18 protein-coding genes and 1 tRNA gene are annotated in these 24,457 nt (G+C 40.4%); 11 read left to right on the top strand and 8 right to left on the bottom strand.

What is annotated here, in order from left to right:
• The first annotated feature begins 44 nt into the window (after positions 1 to 44).
• Positions 45 to 338, top strand: a complete 294-nt coding sequence (locus JKG61_RS08335) for a hypothetical protein (protein ID WP_133583617.1) — start codon at positions 45 to 47, stop codon at positions 336 to 338.
• Between the two features lie 69 nt (positions 339 to 407).
• Here the strand turns inward: JKG61_RS08335 and JKG61_RS08340 are convergent, their stop codons facing one another.
• Entirely contained in the window at positions 408 to 2,411 is a 2,004-nt protein-coding gene (locus tag JKG61_RS08340; protein ID WP_202102521.1) for a M13 family metallopeptidase, read from the bottom strand.
• A gap of 228 nt (positions 2,412 to 2,639) precedes the next feature.
• On the opposite strand from JKG61_RS08340, the gene JKG61_RS08345 reads away from it, so the two are divergent.
• Both JKG61_RS08345 and JKG61_RS08350 read left to right on the top strand, forming a co-directional pair.
• On the top strand, positions 2,640 to 3,296 hold the full coding sequence (locus JKG61_RS08345) for a YgjP-like metallopeptidase domain-containing protein (protein ID WP_202102522.1): 657 nt from the start codon (positions 2,640 to 2,642) through the stop codon (positions 3,294 to 3,296).
• 1 nt (position 3,297) lies between these two features.
• Positions 3,298 to 4,476, top strand: coding sequence for an oxygenase MpaB family protein (locus tag JKG61_RS08350; protein ID WP_202102523.1), 1,179 nt, complete (start codon positions 3,298 to 3,300; stop codon positions 4,474 to 4,476).
• Positions 4,477 to 4,547: 71 nt separating this feature from the next.
• On the opposite strand, the gene JKG61_RS08355 is transcribed toward JKG61_RS08350, so the two are convergent.
• On the bottom strand, positions 4,548 to 7,415 hold the full coding sequence (locus JKG61_RS08355) for a M16 family metallopeptidase (protein ID WP_202102524.1): 2,868 nt from the start codon (positions 7,413 to 7,415) through the stop codon (positions 4,548 to 4,550).
• A 92-nt stretch (positions 7,416 to 7,507) separates the two neighbouring features.
• Here JKG61_RS08355 and xerD point away from each other — a divergent pair, with 92 nt between their 5' ends.
• The 3 genes from xerD to JKG61_RS08370 all read left to right on the top strand — a co-directional run bounded on the left by xerD (position 7,508) and on the right by JKG61_RS08370 (position 11,852).
• Positions 7,508 to 8,401: a site-specific tyrosine recombinase XerD gene (gene xerD, locus JKG61_RS08360; RefSeq protein WP_202102525.1), complete on the top strand. Its 894-nt coding sequence runs from the start codon at positions 7,508 to 7,510 to the stop codon at positions 8,399 to 8,401.
• 499 nt (positions 8,402 to 8,900) lie between these two features.
• Positions 8,901 to 11,213, top strand: coding sequence for a TonB-dependent receptor (locus tag JKG61_RS08365; protein WP_202102526.1), 2,313 nt, complete (start codon positions 8,901 to 8,903; stop codon positions 11,211 to 11,213).
• 12 nt (positions 11,214 to 11,225) lie between these two features.
• Complete coding sequence (locus JKG61_RS08370; RefSeq protein ID WP_202102527.1) at positions 11,226 to 11,852, top strand: hypothetical protein; 627 nt, start codon at positions 11,226 to 11,228, stop codon at positions 11,850 to 11,852.
• A gap of 52 nt (positions 11,853 to 11,904) precedes the next feature.
• On the opposite strand, the gene JKG61_RS08375 is transcribed toward JKG61_RS08370, so the two are convergent.
• Positions 11,905 to 11,979: transfer RNA gene (locus tag JKG61_RS08375), tRNA-Arg, on the bottom strand.
• Positions 11,980 to 12,660: 681 nt separating this feature from the next.
• Here JKG61_RS08375 and JKG61_RS08380 point away from each other — a divergent pair.
• Positions 12,661 to 13,251, top strand: a complete 591-nt coding sequence (locus JKG61_RS08380; RefSeq protein WP_202102528.1) for a riboflavin synthase — start codon at positions 12,661 to 12,663, stop codon at positions 13,249 to 13,251.
• A gap of 13 nt (positions 13,252 to 13,264) precedes the next feature.
• Here the strand turns inward: JKG61_RS08380 and JKG61_RS08385 are convergent, their stop codons facing one another.
• On the bottom strand, positions 13,265 to 15,055 hold the full coding sequence (locus JKG61_RS08385; protein ID WP_202102529.1) for a chloride channel protein: 1,791 nt from the start codon (positions 15,053 to 15,055) through the stop codon (positions 13,265 to 13,267).
• Between the two features lie 12 nt (positions 15,056 to 15,067).
• Positions 15,068 to 16,009, bottom strand: a complete 942-nt coding sequence (locus tag JKG61_RS08390; protein ID WP_202102530.1) for a hydrogen peroxide-inducible genes activator — start codon at positions 16,007 to 16,009, stop codon at positions 15,068 to 15,070.
• A gap of 167 nt (positions 16,010 to 16,176) precedes the next feature.
• Between JKG61_RS08390 and JKG61_RS08395 the strand changes: the two genes are divergently transcribed.
• From JKG61_RS08395 to JKG61_RS08410, 4 genes are all read left to right on the top strand, one after another.
• Entirely contained in the window at positions 16,177 to 18,342 is a 2,166-nt protein-coding gene (locus JKG61_RS08395; protein ID WP_202102531.1) for a S46 family peptidase, read from the top strand.
• Between the two features lie 61 nt (positions 18,343 to 18,403).
• Entirely contained in the window at positions 18,404 to 19,048 is a 645-nt protein-coding gene (locus tag JKG61_RS08400; protein ID WP_202102532.1) for a thioredoxin domain-containing protein, read from the top strand.
• A gap of 52 nt (positions 19,049 to 19,100) precedes the next feature.
• On the top strand, positions 19,101 to 19,475 hold the full coding sequence (locus JKG61_RS08405) for a DUF423 domain-containing protein (RefSeq protein WP_202102533.1): 375 nt from the start codon (positions 19,101 to 19,103) through the stop codon (positions 19,473 to 19,475).
• Between the two features lie 14 nt (positions 19,476 to 19,489).
• Positions 19,490 to 20,710: a chloride channel protein gene (locus JKG61_RS08410; RefSeq protein ID WP_202102534.1), complete on the top strand. Its 1,221-nt coding sequence runs from the start codon at positions 19,490 to 19,492 to the stop codon at positions 20,708 to 20,710.
• 1 nt (position 20,711) lies between these two features.
• Here JKG61_RS08410 and JKG61_RS08415 read toward each other — a convergent pair whose 3' ends face one another.
• Genes JKG61_RS08415 through JKG61_RS08425 form a run of 3 tightly spaced genes read right to left on the bottom strand, consistent with a single transcriptional unit; the run spans position 20,712 to position 24,402 of the window.
• Entirely contained in the window at positions 20,712 to 20,972 is a 261-nt protein-coding gene (locus JKG61_RS08415; RefSeq protein ID WP_202102535.1) for a hypothetical protein, read from the bottom strand.
• 17 nt (positions 20,973 to 20,989) lie between these two features.
• Positions 20,990 to 22,261, bottom strand: coding sequence for an NADP-dependent isocitrate dehydrogenase (gene icd, locus JKG61_RS08420; protein ID WP_202102536.1), 1,272 nt, complete (start codon positions 22,259 to 22,261; stop codon positions 20,990 to 20,992).
• Positions 22,262 to 22,266: 5 nt separating this feature from the next.
• Positions 22,267 to 24,402 (bottom strand): cation:proton antiporter, encoded by a 2,136-nt coding sequence (locus JKG61_RS08425; RefSeq protein ID WP_202102537.1) that lies wholly within the window; start codon positions 24,400 to 24,402, stop codon positions 22,267 to 22,269.
• Positions 24,403 to 24,457 lie beyond the last annotated feature (55 nt).

Genomic DNA, 24,457 nt, shown 5'->3' on the forward strand with positions numbered 1-24,457 from the left:
TTAAAGCTCCATACGTTCTATTTCTATAACAATAGATAAAAGCTATGGATAAATTAAAAAAATTCGAGTTGATGGAGAAAATAACACGGGAGCTGGAAGACTTACGTAATAGTCAACAAGCCGTGTTGGAAAAAATCGGAAAAATCGAAGTCGACAACATCGAACTTGGAGACAAAATGATCGAATCCAAAGTGCCGGACATCTACCAACGTACGGCACAAAACGCTGATGCTATCCGCGAAATCTTAGAGGATTTCCAGCAAAAAACAGAAGAGTTTGGAGATAAAAACAATGTGGACAAGCTCAAAGAGCAAGATGCCATAAACAAACTTAAATAAATTCAAAAGGGCGATTTCTAACTATAGAAATCGCCCTCTTTATTACTTCCTTAATTTGGAAAACGCAGTTTACCAGATAACAATACGTTTGTCTTTGGGAACATACATTTTATCTCCTGCTTTGGTACTCCAAGCTTCGTGAAAACCATCCAGGTTGATGATTGGTCCAAATGCACGATACTGCGCTGGAGAATGAGGATCGGTTTTCACCTGATTGACAACAAATTCATCCGTTGTCTTGGTACGCCAAATCGTAGCCCAAGACAGGAAAAAGCGTTGCTCTGGTGTAAAGCCATCGATTTTACCGGGATTGCCTTTGTCTTTAAGATACATTTTCATCGCGTCAAAAGCTACAGATGAACCTCCCAGATCTCCAATATTCTCACCCAATGTAAATCTACCATTGACAAATACTCCCGGTACAGGCTCATAAGACTCAAATTGAGCTACCAACGCATTTGCTGCAGCATCAAATTTTGCTTTATCGTCGGCCGTCCACCAATTGTTTAAGTTACCATTACCATCGTACTGAGAGCCTGAATCGTCAAATCCATGAGATAATTCGTGTCCTATAACTGCACCTATACCTCCGAAATTAACGGCGGCATCGGCTTTATAATCGTAGAATGGACGTTGAAGAATGGCCGCTGGGAATACGATTTCGTTATACAATGGACTGTAATAAGCATTTACCGTCTGCGGGCTCATGCCCCATTCCGTTTTATCTACTGGTTTACCTTGTTTTGCTAAGTTTTGTTCAAAAGCCCAAATGTGGATATTCCGAATGTTCTCGGGAAGCGAGTTGCCAACATTCAATTGCGAGTAGTCTTTCCATTTATCTGGATAGCCAATCTTCACATTAAATTTGGCCAACTTTTCTAAAGCTTTTTCCTTCGTAACCGGAGACATCCAAGCTAGATTATTGATATGTACCTCAAAAGATTTGATCAAGTAGCCTACAAGTTCTTCGCACGCTGCCTTTGCATCTTCTGGGAAGTGTTGCTTTACATAAAGCTTGCCTAATAGCTCTCCTACAGTTCCATTCACAAATTCTAGACCTCTTTTGTCCAAAGCACGCTGTTCTTTCTGACCTTTCAATTTACGGCCAAAGAAATCGAACGCTAACTCATCGAGTTCTTGTGTTAGATAACCAGTAGCGTCGTTCATAACATGAAACTTCAGATACTCTTTGATAACATGAATATTTTGTTGGTTAACGATTTTATCCAGATTTTGAAAATAATTCAATTCGCCAATGATAACCGTATCTGCTTTAAATCCCATTTTGGTCAAATAGTCTGCCACATCGACGTTCTTCACCATTTTTCCTAAATCTCTAACAGCAACTGGGTTATAACGCTTTTGAGCATCGCGGGACTCTTCTATTGTTTTCAAATAAGAAGCAATAGACTTCTCAAATGCTACAATTTTCGGTCCTTTCAGATCACGTGTCAGCTGTCCCGTCTTGGCATATAAAGCCGAAATATAAGTAGCATAATCTCCCAGTGTCTGAGTATTCTTTTCATCTACCTTTTGGTAATAAGAACGACCTAGACCTAGTCCTCCCCCTCCTAAATAAACGGCATTGGCACTAGAATTCTTCATATGAGCGCTCACATAGCCTCCATAAAATGGATTTCCCCCTTCTTTGCCATACAAGGAGAAATAAGCCGTTAAGTCTTTAAGGTCTTTGATCCCGTCGATTCGCTTAAGTTGCTCTTGAATCGGTCCTAACCCTTGCTTATTACGCGTATCAAAATCTATGAAAGATTTATAAAGGTCCGCGATTTTCTGTCCATCACTCCCTTTTTCAAAGTGTGAATTCAACGAACCTTTTAAAATATTCAATACAGCTACATCTGTATTTTCGCGCAATTCGTCGAATGATCCCCAACGCGCCTTGTCTGATGGAATCTCGACTGATTTCATCCAATTTCCATTGACGTAGTTGTAAAAATCATCCTGAGGCCTGACATTCTTGTCCATCAGAGATAGGTCTATAGCTTGATGCTGCTGCGCAAATGTCGCACTCGCACTCGCCAAAACCGCTGTAAGTACAATTAGCTTGTTCATTATGTATTTAATTTATCTTTTAAGAGTAATCCCCATAAATCAGAATAGAATACTCCAACTAACTATCACGGATATACATACATTACACTGGGCAACGAAAGTGTTGACGAAGGATCTAAATAATAACCGATTCTGTTCGCTACATTTGTATTGGGTATTCCCGTGACGGGTTTATATCTATGCAAACATAATAAATCATCAGTAGATTATTAGGTAACTATTTTATATATGTATATAGAAATTGAAGGTCAAACCTACGACATCAGTATACGAGACACTGAAAAAGGTGTCACCATTATGGGGCAAAAAGATGGTATCATTCAGCTTGCTGTCCCCGCACAGCTGTCAGAGGGCGAATTGATTACTTACCTTAAAAGTACTCCGTTCAAAAAATTGGCAAAATCAGATCGGTCTGTCAAATTGGAAACAAGTACAACTATAGCCCTCTTCGACAGCACGTTTACCGTCGTCGTCCAAAAAGAATTACTAAATCCATATATCGCTGGAAAATCCCTATATACAAATCTCAATCCTAAGAGTAAAGCTGGATTAAACAATCTCCTCGAACAGGTCTTAATGCAAGAATTAAAACAACGAATAGGTTTTTGGGAAGAAAAACTAGGGATATTAATCGATAGTATATATATCCGTAAATTAAAAACAAATTTCCATACTGTTTGTACTAACAGTAGTCGTTTGACCTTTGATAAAAATCTTATTCATAAGTCAAGAGAGTATCTGGCCTACCTATGTGCCGTTGCTGTTTTTGATTACCTACAAATGGATGATTCAATACGAGAGCAACTGGCTAATCAACATATAAAAGACTGGAAACACCACCAAAAGGTATTCCTTTATGAACTAAAACCACAAGTAAATAGATAAGATGGACATTCCCTATCGCTTTAAGCTCAATACATCGTCATTTGCCTATTATTGGACAGAAGGGGTAGGTAAAGAGCTATTGAATAAGCTGGGGTTTACACCAGATATCGACAACGCTAAACAATTTATTCCCTTGCTTTATCAATGGGATAATAGAGCTGATCAAATCATACACGAGCTATATGGTAAAATAGGTATTGTGGCCGCAAACAAATCCCTATTTAACTATATAGACAATCAGCCTTTACCTCCAGACGAATCGACAGTATGGAATGACTTTTTCAAGAATATCAATTTAAACCCAGATTGGCTAGATAAGAATAAACTACAAAAAGGAAGTGAGCTTTGCCGAAGACCAGGGTTGACCTCACTCATCGTCTTACGTGATTACTGTCTTATGGGTGGTTATGAATCCGCTGCAATCAATAAGCCTTTAATATACACAGGAGCACTAAAAAAGGGGGCGGTAAAGCGCTTGGTGGACACGGTAGAGTTTTGGGTACAGATCACGAAAGAAAATGGCTTAGAGAAAGGAAGCGAGGGGCTTAAACAAATATTCCTCACGCGTATGATACATGCCTATTCACGTGTACATATCCTCGACAAGTCGGATTGGGATGCAGAAAAATGGGGAATACCGATCAATAGTTGGGATATGTTAGCGACAAATTTAGGCTTCTCATTGGTATTTATGGTGGGACTCCAGCGCATGGGAATACAGGTCTCTTCCGAAGAAAAAGAAGGAGTCTTCCATTTTTGGAAATATATTGGACACTTACTGGGGATCCCCTTAGAATTATTGCCGGACAATGAGGATGAGGCTATCGAATCACTATACTATTGGACCATGACCCAACGAGAGGGAGATGCAGATACCCAATTACTGGCTTCTGCGCTCAAGGAGGAGCCTGTGATGGCGCAATACCCAACAAATCCGCTCATGCGAAAGATGATGCGTGAAATACATTTGTTCTATAACCATTATCTTTTAGGAGAATACTCTTGCCGTCTGTTAGGATTACCATCAACGACAATTGGTCGGTTTGGCATCATTAATATATGGCGGACCAAAAAGCTAGAAATGAAAATAGGAAACGGAGCGAACAGACAAAAAGCAATAGTAGATGGGGGAAATGAACAGGAACACGTCCGTCAGATCTACCAAAAATATAATCAGTAGTACATATACTTTAAGAAAAAAAAGAGGTGCAAATCATATATTTGCACCTCTCTACTTTATGAAATTGATTCTTATTTAGATTGCGCTTCAGGCAATAAAATAAACTTGAAAAGACGATCAGATTTTAAGTATTTATTCGCAACCTCTTTTACAGATTGAATAGATACCTTATTTAACTCATCTAGGTAACGAAGTACATAAGTAGGATCCTCATTGAGCTGGTAAGCACCTGAGATCTGTCCCATCCAGAACCCATTCTCTCTCAATTGCAGTTCTAACTGACGTTTCTGCTCGATAACAAACTTATCTAAATCGATTTGACTTGGTCCATTGGCTTTTACCTTATTCACTTCGTCAACGGCAGAATTAATCAATGATTCATACTTGTCTACTCCAGTGCCAAATCCGATATTAAAGCTGTAACGACCTCTTGGATACTTGCTAGAAGATGCACTTGCGCCTGTACCATAGACACCACTTTCCTCTTCGCGTAACCGCTCTAATAGTCTAATGGATAATACTCCCTCTAGTGCGTCAAGGTTTAAGTTTTCTTTCTCTGAATAATCGTAGTCTCCATAATAGGACATCTGAACCTGAGCCTTAGCTTCTTTTCCTTTGTATACGATCTTCTCTATCCCTTTGGCCGGCTCGACGATACCTAAATCCTTAGCCTGCTCTTTCCGTCCAAGATTTGGTAATGCCGCAAGATAGTTTTCCAGATAAGGCTTAATCTCTTCCTCGGTAAAAGATCCAACTATGGTAAAGGTAAAATCAGAAGCATCAGCAAAGCGTTCTTTAAAGATCTCTAGAGCACGTTTTTGATTTATTCCTTTAATTTGATCCGCTGTAGGAATGGTTCTACGTACATTATCTTTATACAATGTCTTGGTTTTAACATCAGAAAATACAAAACCAGGATCATCTTCTCTGTTTTCCATCGACGATAACGTACGGGCTATTCCGCTTTGGAAAATATCATCATCCAATCTCGGCGCTGTAAAATAGCCATAGATCATCTCGAAAGCAGTCTTTAAGCCCTCTTTGTCCGAGGATCCTGACAATCCCTCAGAACGTTCAGATAGATAAGGTGAAATATTTGCATTCTTTCCGGTAAGATACTTTCTCAATTCTACAGCATTCAGTTGACCTACCCCAGAGGCATTAACAAATGCTGCTGCATTTGAGGCTGTAAGATATTCTGCATCAGCGTATAAAGAGGTACCTCCTGGACTAAATGCAGAGATCAAAATCTGATCATTTTTAAAAGTAGTAGGCTTCAACAATACCTTCACCCCATTACTAAGGATAAGCTCCTTGGTTTGGATTGCGGCGATATCTTTTGTTGCCTTAATACTTCCCTTCACAGGCTGTTTGGCCAAAAGTGGTAATTCAGATACTTTATCTTCGTAAGCGGTTAACTGTTCTTGATCCACTTCCTTCAACCAAGCAGTAACCTGTGATTCTTGAGGAAGATTAGCTTTATCTTTCTCAGGTCCCATAATAACGATATCCCTATTGTTATCCACGTAAAAACGTCTTCCGATAGCTTCAACCTCTTTTAAAGTCAAAGTCGGTAACAACTGCTTCGTGATCTCGTAACGATCTTCATTACTCAGTGCTGGTGCATCATTTAAAAAATGTTGCAGGTAAGCTTTGACATAAGCGTCTGATTTTTTCTTATCACGTTCTTTATAGGATGTTTCGTTACTCTTTTCAAAGGCAGCAAGTGTTCTCTTGAATTCAGTTTCCGTGAAGCCAAATTTTTGGAAACGATCGAGCTCCCGCATAGTCGCCTTTAGGCCCTCTTCAAACATCCCTGGCTTAGCTGCAAAAGATATCGATAGATTATCCAATCCTCCGAACAGTGAACTGATACTTATACCTGATTGAAGGAATGGCGGGTTGGGTTGTTGACTGATTTCTCTAAGACGAGAGCCAATCATATTATTAAATAGACTCTTCATCAAAGAAGTCCTGTAATCGCCTACTGTACTTACCTTCTCCTCCGGATGCTTAATGATAATCTGTCCTACCGTAGAAGGCATCTCGGGGTCAGTAACAATTAGAAATTGGTTCTTGTTTAACAATGGTACCGAATGCTCTGTACGTTTGACCGCGTCCTTAGGCGTTTTCATATCCGAAAAAAGTCGGATTACCTCTTGTTCCATCTCCTTGGTATCGATATCTCCTACAATAATAATCGATTGTAGATCTGGCCTATACCATCTTGCGTGAAAATCGCGGATCAACTTTGGATCGAAATTCATGACGACATTTTCCGTACCGATAGGCAGACGTTGAGAATACAGAGATCCATTCAACAATACAGGCAAAAACTGATCCTGCATACGTTGCGAAGCACCTCTACCACCACGCATCTCCTCCATAATGATACCGCGTTCCTTGTTGATTTCATCCGTACCCAACAAAGCGTCCTGTGCCCAGTCGCGCATCACCTGCAAACCGTTCTTCAATAATTCTGGATCATCGGAAGGTATAGGCAGCTGATAAACTGTTTCTTCAAAACTTGTATATGCATTTAAATCAGATCCAAAACGTACACCTGCTTTCTGCAAATAATTAACAAGGTCATTTTTTGGAAAGTGTTTCAATCCGTTAAAGTTCATGTGCTCTAAAAAGTGAGCCAGACCACGTTCTTCTTCTGTTTCTAGAATCGATCCCACTTTGACACCAAGATACATTGTAACCCGCTTTTCAGGCTCGACATTCTTAAGGATATAATACTTAAATCCATTTTTCAGCTGACCTACGGTTACATTATTATCAAAAGGCAATTTATCTTGCCATTTTAAAGTATCTTGTGCTAAAATCGTTTTTGCCTCATGCGCTAACGTCGAAGCGTATACTGGGGACGCATCAACAGATGCGAAAGTAGCAGGTAATAAAAATGCTACTGCTAAAGGTTTTAAAAATCTCATTAATTTAGCATGTTTAATTTTTTGGCAAAATACCATTAAAAAATTACTAAACATATTAAGCAATAATAAAATTACAATATTTAATTTTGCATATGGACTGGAATACTACATCTAAGGATTTTAAAAGGTACTTGGAATTTGAGCGGAATCTTTCTCAAAATTCAATTTCTGCCTATCTTAATGACGTTCAAAAACTAAAAATATACTGTGAGGATCTGAACCTAGAAATTAAGGATCTGTCTCCACGTCATATACAGGATTTCCTCGTATGGATGAGCACTTTTTCCATTTCAACTTTTACCCAAGCTAGATTAATTTCTGGTCTAAAAGCATACTTTAATTACTTGCAGTTAGAACACGAGCTAGATCCCAATCCAATTGAGCTTATAGAAACACCACGCCTGGAACGAAAAATGCCAGATGTCTTACATATTGAGGAAATAGATGCCTTAATCAATGCCATAGATCTATCCAGCCCTGAGGGAGCCCGAAACAAAGCCATATTAGAAGTCTTATACGGTTGTGGGCTCCGGGTTTCTGAGCTTATCAACTTAAAGATATCCAACCTTTTCCTCGATATTGATTTCATTAAAATCGAAGGAAAAGGTAGTAAAGAACGTTTAGTACCCATCGGTAGCCAAGCCATTAAGTACCTAAAGATCTACCTCCAAGAAGTACGCAACCAACAGAAAATAAAACTAGGCCATGAGGATTTTGTATTTCTCAATCGTCGTGGCGCCGCGCTCTCGAGAGTAATGATTTTTATAATAATCAAAGAACTCGCCGCTAAAATCGGGTTGAATAAAAAAATCAGCCCGCATACTTTCCGACACAGCTTCGCTTCCCACCTTGTGGAAGGAGGAGCCGACCTACGAGCTATACAAGACATGCTCGGTCATGAAAGCATCACGACAACAGAGATTTACACCCATATAGACAAAGAATACCTTCAGTCGGTAATTACGCAGTTTCACCCGAGATCATAAACTAACGCAACAAAGTGTATTTAAATTTGCAACATTGATGCAATAAAGATATCTTTGCATACAATGCATATCTTCATTAAAACAGTTGCTCTCCTATTCGCTATAATCCATCTATGGGTTTCAGGAAGCTTGCTGCTACACAAACATGACGATTGCCACCGACACGAGAACAACTCATGCCAACACACGGATGAATCGACGGTACATGATGACTGTGCTATCTGTTATTACATCTATCTGCCAAATTCATTGGCTCCAACAGACGCCTTACAATTAGCGTACATACCCTCTTATTTTTATTCAACTTACGACGTATCACTCGATACCACAATAGTAACACTTAAGCCTCGTCTATACACCAACAGAGGTCCTCCTATGTATAGTTAAATCAATACAGCTACTACTATGTTGTAGAGTATCCCCTATCACTGGACAACACAATTTTGTTTTCCATGGACAAGGCATACGCTTAATTAAAGATTTACTAACGACGCTATTCATGAAGACGATTATCATTTTAATCGCTCAGTGGGCATTATATACATCTATATTTGCCTACGGCCAACAGTGTAATTTAACACTAAAAGTACGACTGATTGACGCTGAAGACCATCAGTCAATTGGCAATGCACATCTGTATTTGAACAATAATATACGTCCAAATGAACTCAGCCAAGGGGATTATCTATTTAGGCATATATGCAAAGGGACATCTTCACTCTATATAAACCGTAATGGCTACGAAAAAAAGGAAGTCAATATCAAAATCAACCAGGACACGGCCTTAACAATTGTGTTGCTAAAAGAAATGCAACAACTGGATGCAGTTACCGTCACAGCCAATGCACAAGTCAATGCTCCCAAAAGCTCGGTTACACTCCATAAAGAACAAAGACTGGAGAGTCAGGGTAAAAACCTAGCGGGTGTCCTCAGTGAAATCGCAGGGGTCAATACCCTAAAAACCGGAGCTAATAATGGAAAACCCGTTATAAATGGATTATATGGTAATAGGCTATTGCTCATAAACCACGGGGTAAGACATGAAAGCCAGCAATGGGGGACAGACCATGCTCCAGAAGTAGATCCTTTTTCAGCAGAAGAGATTACGGTGATAAAAAGTTCGGACGCGGTCCGATTTGGACCTGATGCACTGGGAGGAATTATCAAAATAGGCTCTTCTGCTATCGCTACAGATCGAAAAGCCAAAAGTAGCCATGCAATCCTATTCAATAGCAATGGACGAGGACTACTCCTCAACAATAAACTGGAGGGAATGATAGGACAGTTCTCCTACCGAACAGGAATAACGACGGCTAAACAAGGTAATCTGAAATCAGGAGACTATTACCTCGGGAACACCGGCAATGAGGAGCTTCATGGTAATTTTTTCGCATCCTATATAACGGGTAAAAACACGTTCAGAATGTACCTAAGTCATTTTGGAAATACTTTAGGTGTATTCCAAGGAGCCCATATCGGTTCGAAAGAGGACATATTGGCCAGAATAGAACACGGAAAACCATTTGAAGAATACAGTTTTTCCTATAAAATCGGATCTCCAAAACAGCGTGTAACCCATCAACTGGCTAAGCTCGAATACCTGTACCAGATTGACGAGAGCAGTCAGCTCGAAGCGCAATACAGTATACAGCGTAATCATAGAAAAGAGTTTGACCTGCGTCGTGTTGCTGAAAATGATGTCCCTATGGCAGATATACTTCTAAACACACAACAATTGGAATTGGTATATAGCCGCCCATATTTTATGACTGGCATTTCGGGAAGTCTGCAGATAAATAACAATGTACCCGGAACAGGCTCAACCCCTATCATTCCGAATTTCGAGAATCATGGACTCGGCGCATTCGCCAGCATCAAAGTACCATTCAAGAGCTATTTGGTAGAAACGGGAATACGCTACGACTACAAGTTCTTCGATGCAGCCGGTTATCAATACGATTATTCGAAGATAACCGAAGATGGATTGATTCCGCAATACCTTATGACGGATAGAAAGCATTTTCACAACATTTCAGGGATTGCTGGAATCAGCCAACGTGTCAACGCTATATTTACCTGGAAAAGTAATCTAGGCTTAGCGTGGCGTGCACCGTCTGCCAATGAACTCTACAGCGATGGAATACATCATGGCACGGGCACCTATGAAGTTGGGAATAAGAATCTGAAGAGTGAAAGAGGTTTGAAATGGATAAATTCCCTTTCGATGGATAAGGGTATCATCCGGGCAAACATAGACCTGTTCGCGCAGGTGATAGAAAACTATATCTATAGCCAACCTGTCCCAGACTCTACACGCCAAACTATCCGTGGTACATTTCCGCTCTTTCAATACCAGCAGGATCGAGCATTCTTCTATGGGGCGGACTTATCGACCCTAGCAGACATCAACCAAAACTGGCAACACGGACTAAACATATCTATTGTCAAGGCCAAGAATGTCACGAAAGATGAGTTCCTTCCTAATATACCAGCTTGGAAACTGCAGCAGTATCTCTCCTATCGCTTTGCTCCCAACCAGGTACTGAGCTATATCAAGATCAAGCATCATTTTCAAGCTAAGCAAACACGGTATGAGCCGAATTCGGACTTTGCTCCACCACCTGCAGCATACCATCTCTTTGACGCAGTACTGGCTTCTTCTATTAAACTCAAATCCCAACGAAGAGCAGAACTCCAACTTGCCGTCGACAATGTCTTTAACGAGGCTTACAAAGACTATATGGATCGGTTTAGATACTACGCACATGCGTTAGGACGCAATGTGTCTCTTAAAGTCAATTTTACATTTTAACAATTTATTCTGATGAAAAAATACATAACTATACTATTCATTTCTATTTTCGCCCTTACTACTGCTTGTAAAAAAGATGAACCTACACCAGAAACAGATCAAGAAGAAGTTGGTTCGGCATCGATCACTTTTACAGAGGTCGAAGCAGAAGCACATGGTGACCACTACCACTATGCTGAAATAGAAAACCCAGAAGTCGAGAAAATAGACTTTACAGGTAGCCAGATGTTGCCACCAGCAGGAGCTCACACTCATTTGGAAGTGGGAAAATCATACCGTTTCAATGTCACGATCAAAGACTTTGCCGGACGCGAAACCCAACAGTCTTTTGTAGAAAAAGATGACCATCACTTTGCCTTTATCTTAAATATACCAGAGAACCACGCCTTTGTGACATACAGCGACAAGAAAAATGATGGAACTAAGGTTAAAGTAGGTGTACAAGGTTATATAACTGTATTGAAGGCGTCTTCAACGTTTACAACCCGTTATATCATGCGCCACCTAAATCCTAAAGTTAAAGAAACGATCGATCCGAAGAAAGATTGGAATAATACAAACTTCACTTCTTTCACTGGAGCAAATGATCTAGATCTTAAATTCGATCTTCACTTTACGGAAGACGGGCACGGTCACTAATCAGCAATTCTATAAAAAAAGAGCATTTGATAATATCAAATGCTCTTTTTTTTGGTGTCCCCGGCGGGAGTCGAACCCACATCTTCAGAACCGGAATCTGAAATTCTATCCATTAAACTACGGAGACCGTTCCGCAAAAATATAACTTTTATGTGAAACTAAAACTTTTTTTGCCAATCATTCTGAAAAGACTTTATAATAGCTTAACAAACAATATTTTACTTTGCATTTATCAAAATACTTATTTTTGCAAATAAAAACTTTCATGATTCATTCTGACCACTAACAGGCATAAACCGACACTTGGTGTTATCGAGAGACCTTATTCATCCCTTGGAATATAGAATCGAATCAATAATACATACACTTTCAGAAAAATCAAAGGGATCTCAATTTAAAAGGTTTCTTTAAAGGGGCTGAGAAAAGAAAAAGCCTGAGAGAATCAGGCGATTTCTCAGGCTTTAAAATTTGACCTCTAGACGAGGCAATCAACCTAAACCTAAGCGAAGGTAACATATATTTTCCATTCAATCCAAACATTTTTGGATCAAAAAAGCACAACACAAGCTAAAACACTGATATTCAGGTAAATAATTTACTAATAAGAAAAAGAGGCGATGACTATATCCGCCATCGCACCACTCCCTTATAGGAATTAGTTAAAGTTAGTGTATTATTTACACAAATAAAAATAAATTGCTTTTTATCTTATTTTTTAACAGACTGAACAACTAACAATCCCTTGACCAAAAGAGTTGCTTATACGTATTCATTTGTCTAATTTTGCGTAAACATCTTTTAAGCACTTATGTTCACTGGTATTATCGAAACTTTAGGGACCGTCACGAAAATCGAACGGGAACAAACAAATCTTCATATTTATATTAATTCGGACTTATCTTCTCAATTGAAAATCGACCAGAGTGTCTCTCACAATGGTGTATGTCTTACTGTGGTAGGTATAGAAGGAGATATCCATAAAGTTACTGCTATTGACGAGACCTTACAAAAAACGAGTTTAAATACTCTTGAGGAGGGACAGTTAATCAATATTGAGCGATGTACACAGGCAAACGGAAGATTTGATGGCCATATTGTGCAGGGACATGTAGATCAGACAGCAATATGTATATCGAAAGAGAATCACGATGGTAGCTGGCTATTTACATTCCAGTACGATCCATCTCTTAGTAATATCACGGTCGAAAAGGGCTCAATAGCCGTAAATGGCATCAGTCTAACTGTGGTGAACTCTCTGCAGGACCGTTTTTCTGTCGCGATTATTCCCTATACAATAGAAAACACAAACTTAAAACATGTGGATGTGGGCACTGTAGTCAACCTCGAGTTTGACATCGTAGGAAAATATATATCAAAAATAATGGCTCTTAGAAACTAAGAGCCATTATTTCTTATTCGAGGTATGTCCCCTGCCTCATGAGGAGCGCTCTATACTTATTGAATACCGCTGCTTTTGAAATGAATCCAAGATATCTATCCTGACTATCCACTACGGGTAATATCCAGACATCATCTTTATTCATTTTTTGCATTACGCGTTCCATATCCTCATTTTCTTTGATAATATCAACTGGTTTTTGAGCCAACGACGCAAATGTACGTTCAGCCCCTTCTTCTTCGCCTAATAAAATAGAAAATAGCCGTTCGCTGTATATTATCCCTAAAAGCTTCCGCTCATCATCCACTATGGGAAAGATATTTCGCTTCGAATGGATAATATCACCTTTTCTATCAAGTGGGGTTTCGTTAGGCTTTAACAAGACGAAGTTCTGCTCTATCACATAGCGTAGCTTCATCATGCTTAACACCGTCCTGTCCTTGTCTTCATAGGAAATCAAATCGCCCGATTCGGCAAGTACTTTAGTATAGATGGAGTGTTTCATCACCGCTCTATTTATCAGATAAGAGATGGAGGCGACAATCATCAAGGGAACCATCAGGGCATAGCCTCCTGTAATCTCGGCAATCAGAAATATCCCGGTCAACGGGGCGTGCATAATGCCACTTAATGCTCCGGCCATACCTGCCATCACAAAATTCGGTACATTCAGCTCGATGACACCAGTCAAATTAACACCATAAGCAAAGGCAAAGCCTAAAAGTCCTCCCATCACCAAACTGGGACCAAAAACACCTCCATTACCGCCTCCACTGATAGTAAATAAGGATGCTAGGGATTTTGCGAACAAAGTCAGCACCGTATAGCATACCACAATCCAGCCAATTCCTCTGAAATCGGAAAACAAACTGTTCTTGACAATGGAATCAAACTGCCCATCTAAAATCTGCTGTATCGTGAGATAACCTTCTCCATATAGCGCGGGGAAAACCAAAATCAGCACCCCTAATGCTAGACCACTACTCCAAACTTTATTATAAGGGTTCTGGATCTTTGAAAACCAATTTTTCACCTGTTGGCTGAGCTTCGAAAAATAAACCGTAAACAGTCCTATCAAAATAGCCAAAAGAAAATAAAAGAACAATGCTCCTACTTCCCAATCGGTGAGCGCAGTATGGAAAAGAGGCTCGCTGTACAAAAGCCTAGATACAACTGCAGCCAAAGCTGACGAAATCAATAAGGGGATAAAGGCAGGGATGGAAAATTCTGGAAGCAAAATTTCGATGGCGAAAATCATCCCAGCTATCGGGCTATTAAAAGCCCCTGATATACCTGCGGCGGCGCCGCAGGCTAATAACATGGTCACCTCTCTATAACTTAACCCAAAGAAACGACCGATATTAGACCCGATTGCCGATCCGCTATGTGCAATCGGTGCCTCCAATCCACAGGAGCCTCCGAAGCCCACGGTAATCGCACTCGTAACGATCTGTGAGTATACATTGTGCACCTCTATCCGACTGGACCGCCTGGAGATGGAATAGATAATAGGCGTAATCCCATGTTCAAATGTCTTGCCTTTCAAAAACTTGCGTACATACAGTACGCTTAACAATATACCTATCAGCGGAAAAATAAGATAAACGGAATACTTGATATGCCACTCGACATCATCCTGTAAGGCAGATGCGATAAAATGTGTCAGTCCTTTAAGTAGCGCTGCAGCTAATCCACCAATCAATCCGACCAAAAAAGCAAGTATTACTAAAAAGTTTCGGTTCGAAAGTCTTTCCATCCTCCACTTATTAATCCGATCCAATCTCTTCAGAAATCTACTCCTCATATGACTTTTTGTTTAGATATTAAAACCGATAATATCTTTCTTTTTATTTGATTTAAAGCGTTCGGGCACAACTGCTAAAATTTCACCCTTCAATACCTTTACGGCCATTTTCTTCACATAGTTATGCGTAGTGACTATACTAATCTCACGTACGGGCTCCGGAGCTTTAAAATAGCGTACATGTCCCAATTGGTCTTCATTATACCCTAAGATACTCAATTCGGGCAAAATCGTCAACCCATCATTAATCTCGACCATCCGCTTCAGTGTCTCGACGCTACCTGTATTGTACTCGAACGTACCGTTCGCTCCTTGATTATGCTTATAGTTACAAATATTGAGCACCTGCCCCCGCATACAATGTCCTTCATTAAGCAGCCATAGTTTCTCTTGAGACAAATCATCATAGCCTAGCATCTTCTTATCAAAAAGCGTGCTCTTTTCGGATACATAGGCTACAAATGTTTCATAAAACAAAGGCATTTCCAAGATGGTATTATCCAGCAAGGGGGTTGATAATATACCGCAATCGAGCGTTCCGGCTTTGAGCTCCTCTGTAATTCGCTCTGTGGTGTATTCCCAGACCTGCAATTGGACTTTAGGGTATTTTTTCAAAAATGAGGTAATTACCCCAGGCAAAAGGTAAGGAGCCACCGTGGGTATCACTCCTATTCTGAACTCACCTTCTAGCTCGCCCTTAGCTTCCTGTAGAATCTCTGTAATCTTCTTGCTTTCCGTAAGAACGGCACGGGCTTGCTTAATAATCCGCTTGCCTACCTCTGTAGGGATTACAGGCTGTCGACTGCGGTCAAAAATTTTGACCCCCAACGACTCCTCCAACTTCTGAATCTGCATACTCAAGGTAGGTTGAGTAACAAAACACTTTTCGGCTGCGGCTACGAAACTCCGATAGGTGTCTACCGCAATAACGTATTCCAATTGAACTAGGGTCATCTTATAAGTTTTAACTATACAAAGATAAGAAATGAGGTATATAAAGGTAGGAATTTAGTACTTTTGGAAAAAGCACTAAAGTGAATCCGTCAAATAATAGACACAACCGTCTATCACCGAGGCTTTTTATATAAGAGAGAATACAATACTATCAAAAAGTGATTAATATGAAGTACAATTTTAAGCCCTCTATTTTATTAGCGGCCCTATTGGGACTAGGGGCATTCAATTTTTCGGCGTCTATACCAGACGAAGGAATGTTTCCCTTGAGTGAGTTAAATAGAGCTGGGCTAAAAAAAGCAGGGTTAAAAATCAGTGAAAAAGACATTTACAACCCAGGACAAGTAGGTCTGGTGGATGCTTTGGTTCAGGTATCTGGTTGCTCAGGTTCTTTCATATCGCCCAACGGACTGATTATCACAAATCACCACTGTGCATTCAGTGCGGTTCAATTAGCCTCAACACCGCTACACAACTATTTGGAAAATGGTTTTGTTGCGAATTCGCAAGAGCAGGAAATAGAAGCCCGGGGACTTACGATCCGTATTACCGAATCTTATGATGATGTCTCTGCACAAATATTGAATGCTGTAGCGCAAGTCAATGATCCTATCGAACGTATTAATATAATAAACAGAAAACGGGAAGAGATAGCGCGTCAGGCAGAGAAAGAAGATCCGTCAATCAAAGCAGAAGTTTCGGAAATGTTTATAGGGAAAAGTTATGTACTTTTCCGCTACCGTACGATAGAAGATGTAAGGTTGGTTTATATTCCCCGTCAGGATATCGGAGAATTTGGAGGAGAGACAGACAACTGGGTATGGCCTAGACATACCGGGGATTTCTCTTTCTTAAGGGCGTACGTTGCTCCAGATGGAAGTGCGGCTAAATATTCCAAAAAGAACGTTCCTTACAAACCCAAAAAACACTTGAAAGTGAATCCAAAAGGAGTTGAAGAAAATGATTTTGTATTCATATTGGGATATCCGGGAAGAACATTCAGACATCGTCCTGCACAGTATATCACATATCAGCAGCAGTTTTTATTACCCTATACGTCAGAGCTCTATGATTACCAGAATCAACAAATGTTACTGGCCGGAAAAAATGATAAAGCTACCGAACTAGCTCTAGCAACAAGAATAAAACGCAATGCCAATGTAATGAAAAACTACAGAGGAAAATTAAAAGGCTTGCGCAATATCGACCTTATTCAAAGTAAACAACAAGAAGACCTGGCACTAGGTCAATTTATCGCCTCTAAACCGGAGTTAAGTAAGAAATATGCAACGCTGATGGCTGACATCGACCAACATTACAAGCTGGTATTCAGTGATGCAGAAAGAGAGCTATGGTTCAATAACCTGTATACAGGCATCCGCTCGCTCCAAATCGCGTCTTTGGTCAATGAATTCAAAAGTATCCTCGACAAACAGGGAGGTACATCAAGTAAACAACAGTTTTTCGATCAGAACATAGCACGTTTTAAGCAACAGCTGGACGGCATATACGAAAGCTACAATAAACAAGCGGACGAACGCATAGCGGGACACCTATTTGCTCAAGCCTATCTTTTTAAAGGTAAAAATCAGGTGCAGACTGTGGTAAACAAAAACTTCGGAAATGAAGATAGCGCTACAAAATATATACAAGAAGCTATCGCTCAATCAAAAGTGAATGACAAAGCCCTTTTATACAATGATGTTCTTAAAAGTGTAGCTAGCCTTACAGCATACAACGATGAACTCCTAAGCTTCCAACAAAAGGTTGAAACGGAAATAGAACCATTCCGCCAGGAACAAAAGCGTCGCGAAGGAGTATTGAATAGATTAATGGGCGATTATGTTGCCGTTAAAGAGCTGTATCAGTCTAAAAACTTTATTCCAGATGCAAACTCTACATTACGGTTGACTTATGGAAATATAAAAGGCTATAGCCCTGCTGATGCAACCTATATGAAGCCATTCACAACCGTAAAGGGATTAATTGAAAAAGGAAACTCCGGCGATGCAGAATTCCGATACCCTGAAGCTATTAAGCAAGCGTGGTTGAGCAAAAATTTCGGCGCTTATAGTAAAGGGGACTTGAATGATGTACCCGTCAACATTCTATACAATATGGACACTACGGGAGGAAACTCGGGCTCCCCTATCATGAATGCTTACGGCGAGTTGATTGGAGTCAACTTTGACCGCTCTTATGATGCAACGATCAATGATTTTGCCTGGAATGAAAGCTACAGCAGATCGATAGGCGTAGACATTCGCTATGTGCTTTGGGTCGCTGACAAAATAGACAATGCCCAATTTATACTAAAAGAAATGGGAATTTAATTTGCATAATGGAGAACTTGTTAAAATAGGTTCCCCATTTATTCATCTAAAAAATTAAAAAATGATAAGATTACTGAACTCACTCCTAGTACTAATAGCATGCCTAACTACCGCCTTTGGGCAAACCAAAATAACGGCATCGGAAGCCGCTAAAATATTTGAAAAGAATAAAAAAGCACAGTTGCTGGATGTACGTACACAAAAGGAATATACAGATAAGCATATCGCTAATTCCATAAATCTAGATTGGAATCAAAAGGCAGAATTTGAAGAAGGTACCTTATCTAAACTCAATAAGAAATCTCCGGTATATGTATATTGCCTATCGGGAGGCCGTAGTGCACAGGCTGCCAAAAACTTAGCCGATCGGGGATTTACGGTATATGAAATTGAAGGAGGTATACTGAAGTGGGAAGCCACAAACCTTCCTTTAGAAAAAAATCTATCGCAGGCACCTAAAGGGATTACATTAAAGCAATTTAAAGCACTCACAAAAGACGAACAGATGGTGCTCGTCGACTTTCATGCTAGTTGGTGTGGACCTTGTAAAGAGATGGAACCATCTATAAAACAAATTGCAGAAAAATATGCGGGTCGAGTTAAGGTTTTAAAAATCGATGTTGACGAAAATGACACCTTGACCAAGCAACTAGGCATAACGAGTATCCCTGTACTCTACTTGTACAAAGGAGGAAAGAGAATCTGAAAACATACTGGGTTCGCAGATTTAAAGACCATAGAAAAACAACTTAATTAATATGCAGACAGTAACTCTTGTCCTTGGAGCCGGTTTTGGAATTTTGGCCATCATGCTTGGTGCATTTGGTGCCCATGCCTTCAAGAAAATAATCAGTGCAGATAAATTAGCTTCCTTTGAAGTAGGTGTCCGTTATCAGATGTATAGTGCCCTAGCATTATTACTCGTTGGGTTTAGCTGTGATTTTACGTTGTACAGTCAGCGTTTGGCAGTATATGGAATTGCAATTGGCACTATCTTATTCTCATTCAGCATTTATTTGCTGTCGTTTTCAGAATATTGGAAAGCCAACCTTCGTTTCTTGGGTCCCATCACTCCTTTAGGTGGTTTGTTAATGATTATCGGATGGGCCTCTTTATTGGTTTCATTTCTATAACACGATAAGTACTCGTGCGCAATAGTAAATTCGCTTCACTGATCGGTCTTCCTTGGTATAGCTGGCTAAAAATAGGCATTAGTATTGCCGTTTTTACAGGCATTACTTCTGTGGTGTTTTTAAATGCATTAAACTATGTTGGAGACCTACGTGAACAACGACAGTTTTTGCTACTCGGGTTGCCAGTAGCTGGCCTACTGATTGTATTTTTATACCAACGCTATGGCGGAGTGGCAAGTAAGGGTAATAACCTCCTGTTTGAAGAGTATTATAATCCTAAAGGAAATATTCCTCTATTAATGGCTCCATTGGTTATTGTGGCCACGCTATTGACGCACCTCTTCGGTGGATCTGCAGGCCGTGAGGGAACCGCTGTCCAATATGGCGGGACTTATGCTGATTTTATCGCAAAGAAAATGGGGCTGAACAAAACCCAAACGAGGATAACACTGATATGCGGAATCGCTGCAGGATTTACTTCTCTCTTTGGCACTCCGCTCGCTGGTGTGGTCTTTTCGGTAGAGCTATTTCGTTTGGGCAAATTACGCTACAAGGCGATAATACCTGCACTTCTAACCGCTTACCTGTCACACGGTGTCTGCCTGTTGCTTCAGGCACCGCACACCCACTACCCTTTTTTAGACTTCCAACTGTTCCAAATCCAGGATATTCATTGGGTCATACTCTTTGCTATACTCGCTGGTGTAGTAGCGCGTTTTTTCACCTATACAGGAGATATGCTGAGCCATCTATTCAAGAGAATAGATAATCCGTACTGGCGTGTGGTGATAGGGTCTCTGGTCATACTCGCTATTATTGCTTATATAGGCAATACCAAATATATTGGACTCGGTATCCCGACTATTTTGGAGTCATTCGAACAGCCTCAATCGGGCATAGATTTCTTAGCTAAGATCGTGCTCACCTGCCTGACACTGAGTGTCGGATTCAAAGGAGGAGAAGTAACTCCCCTGTTCTTTATCGGAGCAACGTTTGCTAGCTTCCTTTCGATATATATCCCTCTCCCCCTGTTGGTGATTACGGGACTTGGCTTTGTTTCTGTCTTTTCTGGTAGCACTAAAACTCCCTTTGCCTGTGCAATTATGGCTGCAGAGCTGTTTGGAATCTATATTTTACCTTTTGCCTTGCTATCAACGCTTATAGCGGCATTCGTCTCGGGACAGAAGGGAATATACAGCAGTCAAAAAAACAGGAAAATGATCAAACAGGGCTAACCTACAGAAGCAATACTTTCCACGCCATCATCACATCGTCACTATCAAGATATTCTTTTGCTTTCAACTGTAAATGGGTATACCTAGAACTCTCGTCTCCAATAAATGCATTGGTCAATTCTAATATCTCTGGAAGACGCCGAATAGCATCGACCTCGTCTTCCGAAGGCAAACTCTCCATACGAGCTAGCTTCTCTTTATCTAAGACCGTAAGGACAACCGAATCCCGTACAAAGGGAGGTAATTTACTAACGCTCATCATACTCTATTTTCAGTTACCTAATCGACACTAAGTTTTTTGATGATTTCGTCCGCAAATTCACTAGTCTTCAACAAGGTAGCTCCATTCATCAGGTTAAAGAAATCTACAGTAACCTTTTTTTCCCTTATGGTTTCACCCAAAGCATTTTTAATAGCATCAGCAGCCTCATTCCAGCCCATATACTCCAACATCATAACACCGCTCAAAATAACGGATGAAGGATTCATGGTATCTGTATTGGCAAATCTGGGAGCTGTACCATGTGTAGCCTCAAAAATAGCATGTCCGGTCTTATAATTGATATTCGCTCCTGGAGCAATACCGATTCCTCCAACCATAGCAGCCAGGGCATCAGAAATATAATCTCCATTAAGGTTCAAAGTAGCTACAACGGAGAAATCCCGTGGTGCGAGTAATATCTGTTGTAAGAAATTATCAGCTATAATGTCTTTGATAATAATCTTGCCTGCGCGTTGCGCCTCCTTCTGTTCCTCATTGGCTGCATCCTGCCCCTTTTCGGCTTTTGTACGCTCCCACTGCCCCCAAGTATAGGTATGCGCAGCAAACTCGTTTTCAGCCACCTCAAATCCCCATTGCTTAAATGCGCCTTCGGTATATTTCATGATATTACCTTTGTGCACCAACGCTACCGATGGTAAGTTGTGTGTCACGGCATATTCGATTGCGGCGCGGACCAATCTTTTAGAACCTTCTTCAGAGACTAGTTTTATGCCGACCCCCGTCGTATCAGAAAATTCATATGCTACGCCCAATTCGTCAGATAAAAAGCCTTGTAGTCGATGGGCCTCATCACTACCAGCAGCGAATTCAATCCCGGCATATATATCTTCGGTATTCTCTCTAAAGACAACCATGTCAACATATTCAGGGTGTTTCACTGGTGAAGGTACTCCTTCGTACCATACTGTAGGGCGTAAGCACACATACAGATCCAACTCTTTCCGTAAGGCTACATTCAATGAACGGATACCACCACCGATAGGTGTCGTTAGCGGCCCTTTTATACCAACCAGATATGTCTTAAAAGTAGCTAAAGTTTCTTCTGGCAACCAGCTTCCTGTCAGCTCAAATGCCTTCTCTCCGGCCAATACCTCTCTCCATACAATATTCCGCTTACCGTTATAACAAGCTTTGACTGCTTCGTCGAATACACGGACTGAGGCTTTCCAAATATCAGGTCCAATTCCATCTCCAATAATAAAAGGAATGATAGGTGCATCGGGCACCTGCAGTTTCCCTTTCGAATCCACGGTTATTTTTCCACTCATAGCTATCAGTTTTGTTTTTCTTTATTAAACATATTACCAATCTCACGGCTTATCTTTCTGAAAATAGGTGCTGTCTGAATGTGTTCATATTCATCGATATGAGAGTCAGCCTGACGACTAGGGAATAACAAGATTAAGTTTTGGTTTTTATAGTAGCGTCCCACTCTTCGCGCCAAACCATCCAAAGAATCGCGGTAAGAGACTTCTCCATTTCGAGAAGACACAAAAACGAGTAAGGAGTCGACATTACTAAATGTCGCCAAGCCGTAGATATTGTCCCAATCTTCATAATTTGAAAAATGCAAAGGCACACTGGATTTAAGAAGTTTTTGAACTTCTTCTGTCGCCCCCACTGTCCTCGAATTACAAATAAAGTTCACTGGAAGGGATAATTCTTGCGCTAGCTTCAATATCTTTTCCATCCAATAGGTAAATCCAAATTCAGACTCTGCCAAAGGAGGAACAAATACGGTAATGGACTTATGTGAAATCAATGGTTTCTCAAGTCTACACATAAATAAAGTAGTGTCTGTTGTATTTAGAATACTCTCTGTCTTTTCACCCACAATCTTCTCTACAAATGAAACAGCACTAGGCCACCCCATAATGATACAATCCGCAAAAACATGTTTCGACATTCTAGAGATACCAGCTGCAATATTATAGTCGATAGTAGTCACCAGTTCAACCTCTGTCTCCGAGCCTGAAGCATACTTGGCCATACTATCAAGGTTCCTTCGGGCTTCTATCAAATTACGTTCGGCCCGTTCGTTGTCAGGGACGACGCTCAAAATACTTAATGGGTAATGAGACTTCTTGGATTTGATTAAAGTCGCAAAATCCAAAATAGGCTCCATGGTGCTAAGATTGGCAATGGGAATCATTATTTGCTCTTCCCCCTCTTCTACGTGCTCCACATGTGCGTCATCCTGATGCCCCTCCATGACGACTTTCTTAGATGCACTCTCCGTGACCATGGTCGCTACGATACAGGTTACCAGGATAAGTAGAATGGTACCATTCAACACATTTTCATCAATAATATTATTACTGTACCCCACCATAATGACGGCTAGAGTTGCGGCGGCATGGGCATTGCTCAATCCAAAGATTAGGTTTCTTTGATTCTTCGAATATTTAAAAATCAACTGGGTCACTGTGGCTGCCAAGTATTTACCTGATATCGCAACAACAGTCAATGTACCTGCCACAATAAGTGCCATCGGTCCCTTTGTCAATACACTCACGTCTACAATCATCCCCACAGAAATCAAAAAGAAAGGAATAAAAATAGCGTTACCGATAAACTCTATACGGTTCATAAGTGCCGAAGAGTGTGGAATCAACTTATTCAATGCTAGTCCAGCAACAAAGGCTCCTATGATAGGCTCCAACCCTGCCATCTCCGCCAAGAAAGCCGCAAAGAACACTACAGTAAGTACAAAAATATAATGCCCTGTTTTTTCCGATTCGATTCTTTCGAAAAACCATTTCGCGATTTTAGGAATGATACCGAACATTATAAAAAGGAAAATGGCAAATGAAACGCCTAACGTAACCCAGAACTCTTGATTTATATTTCCTTGGGAAGCGCCCGTGATGACGGCTAGAATAATCAAAACTGCCGTATCTGTCAATATCGTACCTCCGATGGTAATGGCGACAGCTTCATGTTTTGAAATACCATATCTATTAACAATAGGATAAGAAACCAATGTGTGGGTAGCAAACATACTCGCAATCAATATGCTGGGCAACACGTCATACCCCAATAGGTAATGACAAACAGGAAAACCTATAGCTATTGGAATCGCAAAAGTAAAAAAACCAAACATCACGCTCTTGTGCTTGGTTTTCTTAAACTCATTCATATCTAACTCAAGTCCCGCAATAAACATGATATATAAAAGACCAATTGTCGAAAAAAGATTTACCGCTGAGCTCTTCTCCAGCCAGTTAAGCCCATGAGGTCCAATAATGACCCCAGACAGAATCAAACCTATAATACCGGGTACACGTATCGGCCGCAATAATATGGGCGACAAGAGTATTATAAAAAGTACTAAAGAAAAGACAAGTACGGGGTTAGTGAGAGGGGCTTCAAATGCGTTAGCTAAATGTTCAAAAATCTTACTACTCATAAATCGACTATAGTTCGTTTAATTACAACACACTGCAACTCTTACATTGCAAATC

The sequence above is a fragment of the Sphingobacterium faecale genome, from assembly GCF_016746095.1.
GTDB classification, from domain to species: domain Bacteria; phylum Bacteroidota; class Bacteroidia; order Sphingobacteriales; family Sphingobacteriaceae; genus Sphingobacterium; species Sphingobacterium faecale.

What these genes read in the sequence shown, in the direction of transcription:
- JKG61_RS08335 (WP_133583617.1), top strand. Translation starts at nt 45, where the DNA reads ATGGATAAATTAAAAAAATTCGAGTTGATGGAGAAAATAACACGGGAG.
- JKG61_RS08340 (WP_202102521.1), bottom strand. Translation starts at nt 2,411, where the DNA reads ATGAACAAGCTAATTGTACTTACAGCGGTTTTGGCGAGTGCGAGTGCG.
- JKG61_RS08345 (WP_202102522.1), top strand. Translation starts at nt 2,640, where the DNA reads ATGTATATAGAAATTGAAGGTCAAACCTACGACATCAGTATACGAGAC.
- JKG61_RS08350 (WP_202102523.1), top strand. Translation starts at nt 3,298, where the DNA reads ATGGACATTCCCTATCGCTTTAAGCTCAATACATCGTCATTTGCCTAT.
- JKG61_RS08355 (WP_202102524.1), bottom strand. Translation starts at nt 7,415, where the DNA reads ATGAGATTTTTAAAACCTTTAGCAGTAGCATTTTTATTACCTGCTACT.
- xerD (WP_202102525.1), top strand. Translation starts at nt 7,508, where the DNA reads ATGGACTGGAATACTACATCTAAGGATTTTAAAAGGTACTTGGAATTT.
- JKG61_RS08365 (WP_202102526.1), top strand. Translation starts at nt 8,901, where the DNA reads ATGAAGACGATTATCATTTTAATCGCTCAGTGGGCATTATATACATCT.
- JKG61_RS08370 (WP_202102527.1), top strand. Translation starts at nt 11,226, where the DNA reads ATGAAAAAATACATAACTATACTATTCATTTCTATTTTCGCCCTTACT.
- JKG61_RS08380 (WP_202102528.1), top strand. Translation starts at nt 12,661, where the DNA reads ATGTTCACTGGTATTATCGAAACTTTAGGGACCGTCACGAAAATCGAA.
- JKG61_RS08385 (WP_202102529.1), bottom strand. Translation starts at nt 15,055, where the DNA reads ATGAGGAGTAGATTTCTGAAGAGATTGGATCGGATTAATAAGTGGAGG.
- JKG61_RS08390 (WP_202102530.1), bottom strand. Translation starts at nt 16,009, where the DNA reads ATGACCCTAGTTCAATTGGAATACGTTATTGCGGTAGACACCTATCGG.
- JKG61_RS08395 (WP_202102531.1), top strand. Translation starts at nt 16,177, where the DNA reads ATGAAGTACAATTTTAAGCCCTCTATTTTATTAGCGGCCCTATTGGGA.
- JKG61_RS08400 (WP_202102532.1), top strand. Translation starts at nt 18,404, where the DNA reads ATGATAAGATTACTGAACTCACTCCTAGTACTAATAGCATGCCTAACT.
- JKG61_RS08405 (WP_202102533.1), top strand. Translation starts at nt 19,101, where the DNA reads ATGCAGACAGTAACTCTTGTCCTTGGAGCCGGTTTTGGAATTTTGGCC.
- JKG61_RS08415 (WP_202102535.1), bottom strand. Translation starts at nt 20,972, where the DNA reads ATGATGAGCGTTAGTAAATTACCTCCCTTTGTACGGGATTCGGTTGTC.
- icd (WP_202102536.1), bottom strand. Translation starts at nt 22,261, where the DNA reads ATGAGTGGAAAAATAACCGTGGATTCGAAAGGGAAACTGCAGGTGCCC.
- JKG61_RS08425 (WP_202102537.1), bottom strand. Translation starts at nt 24,402, where the DNA reads ATGAGTAGTAAGATTTTTGAACATTTAGCTAACGCATTTGAAGCCCCT.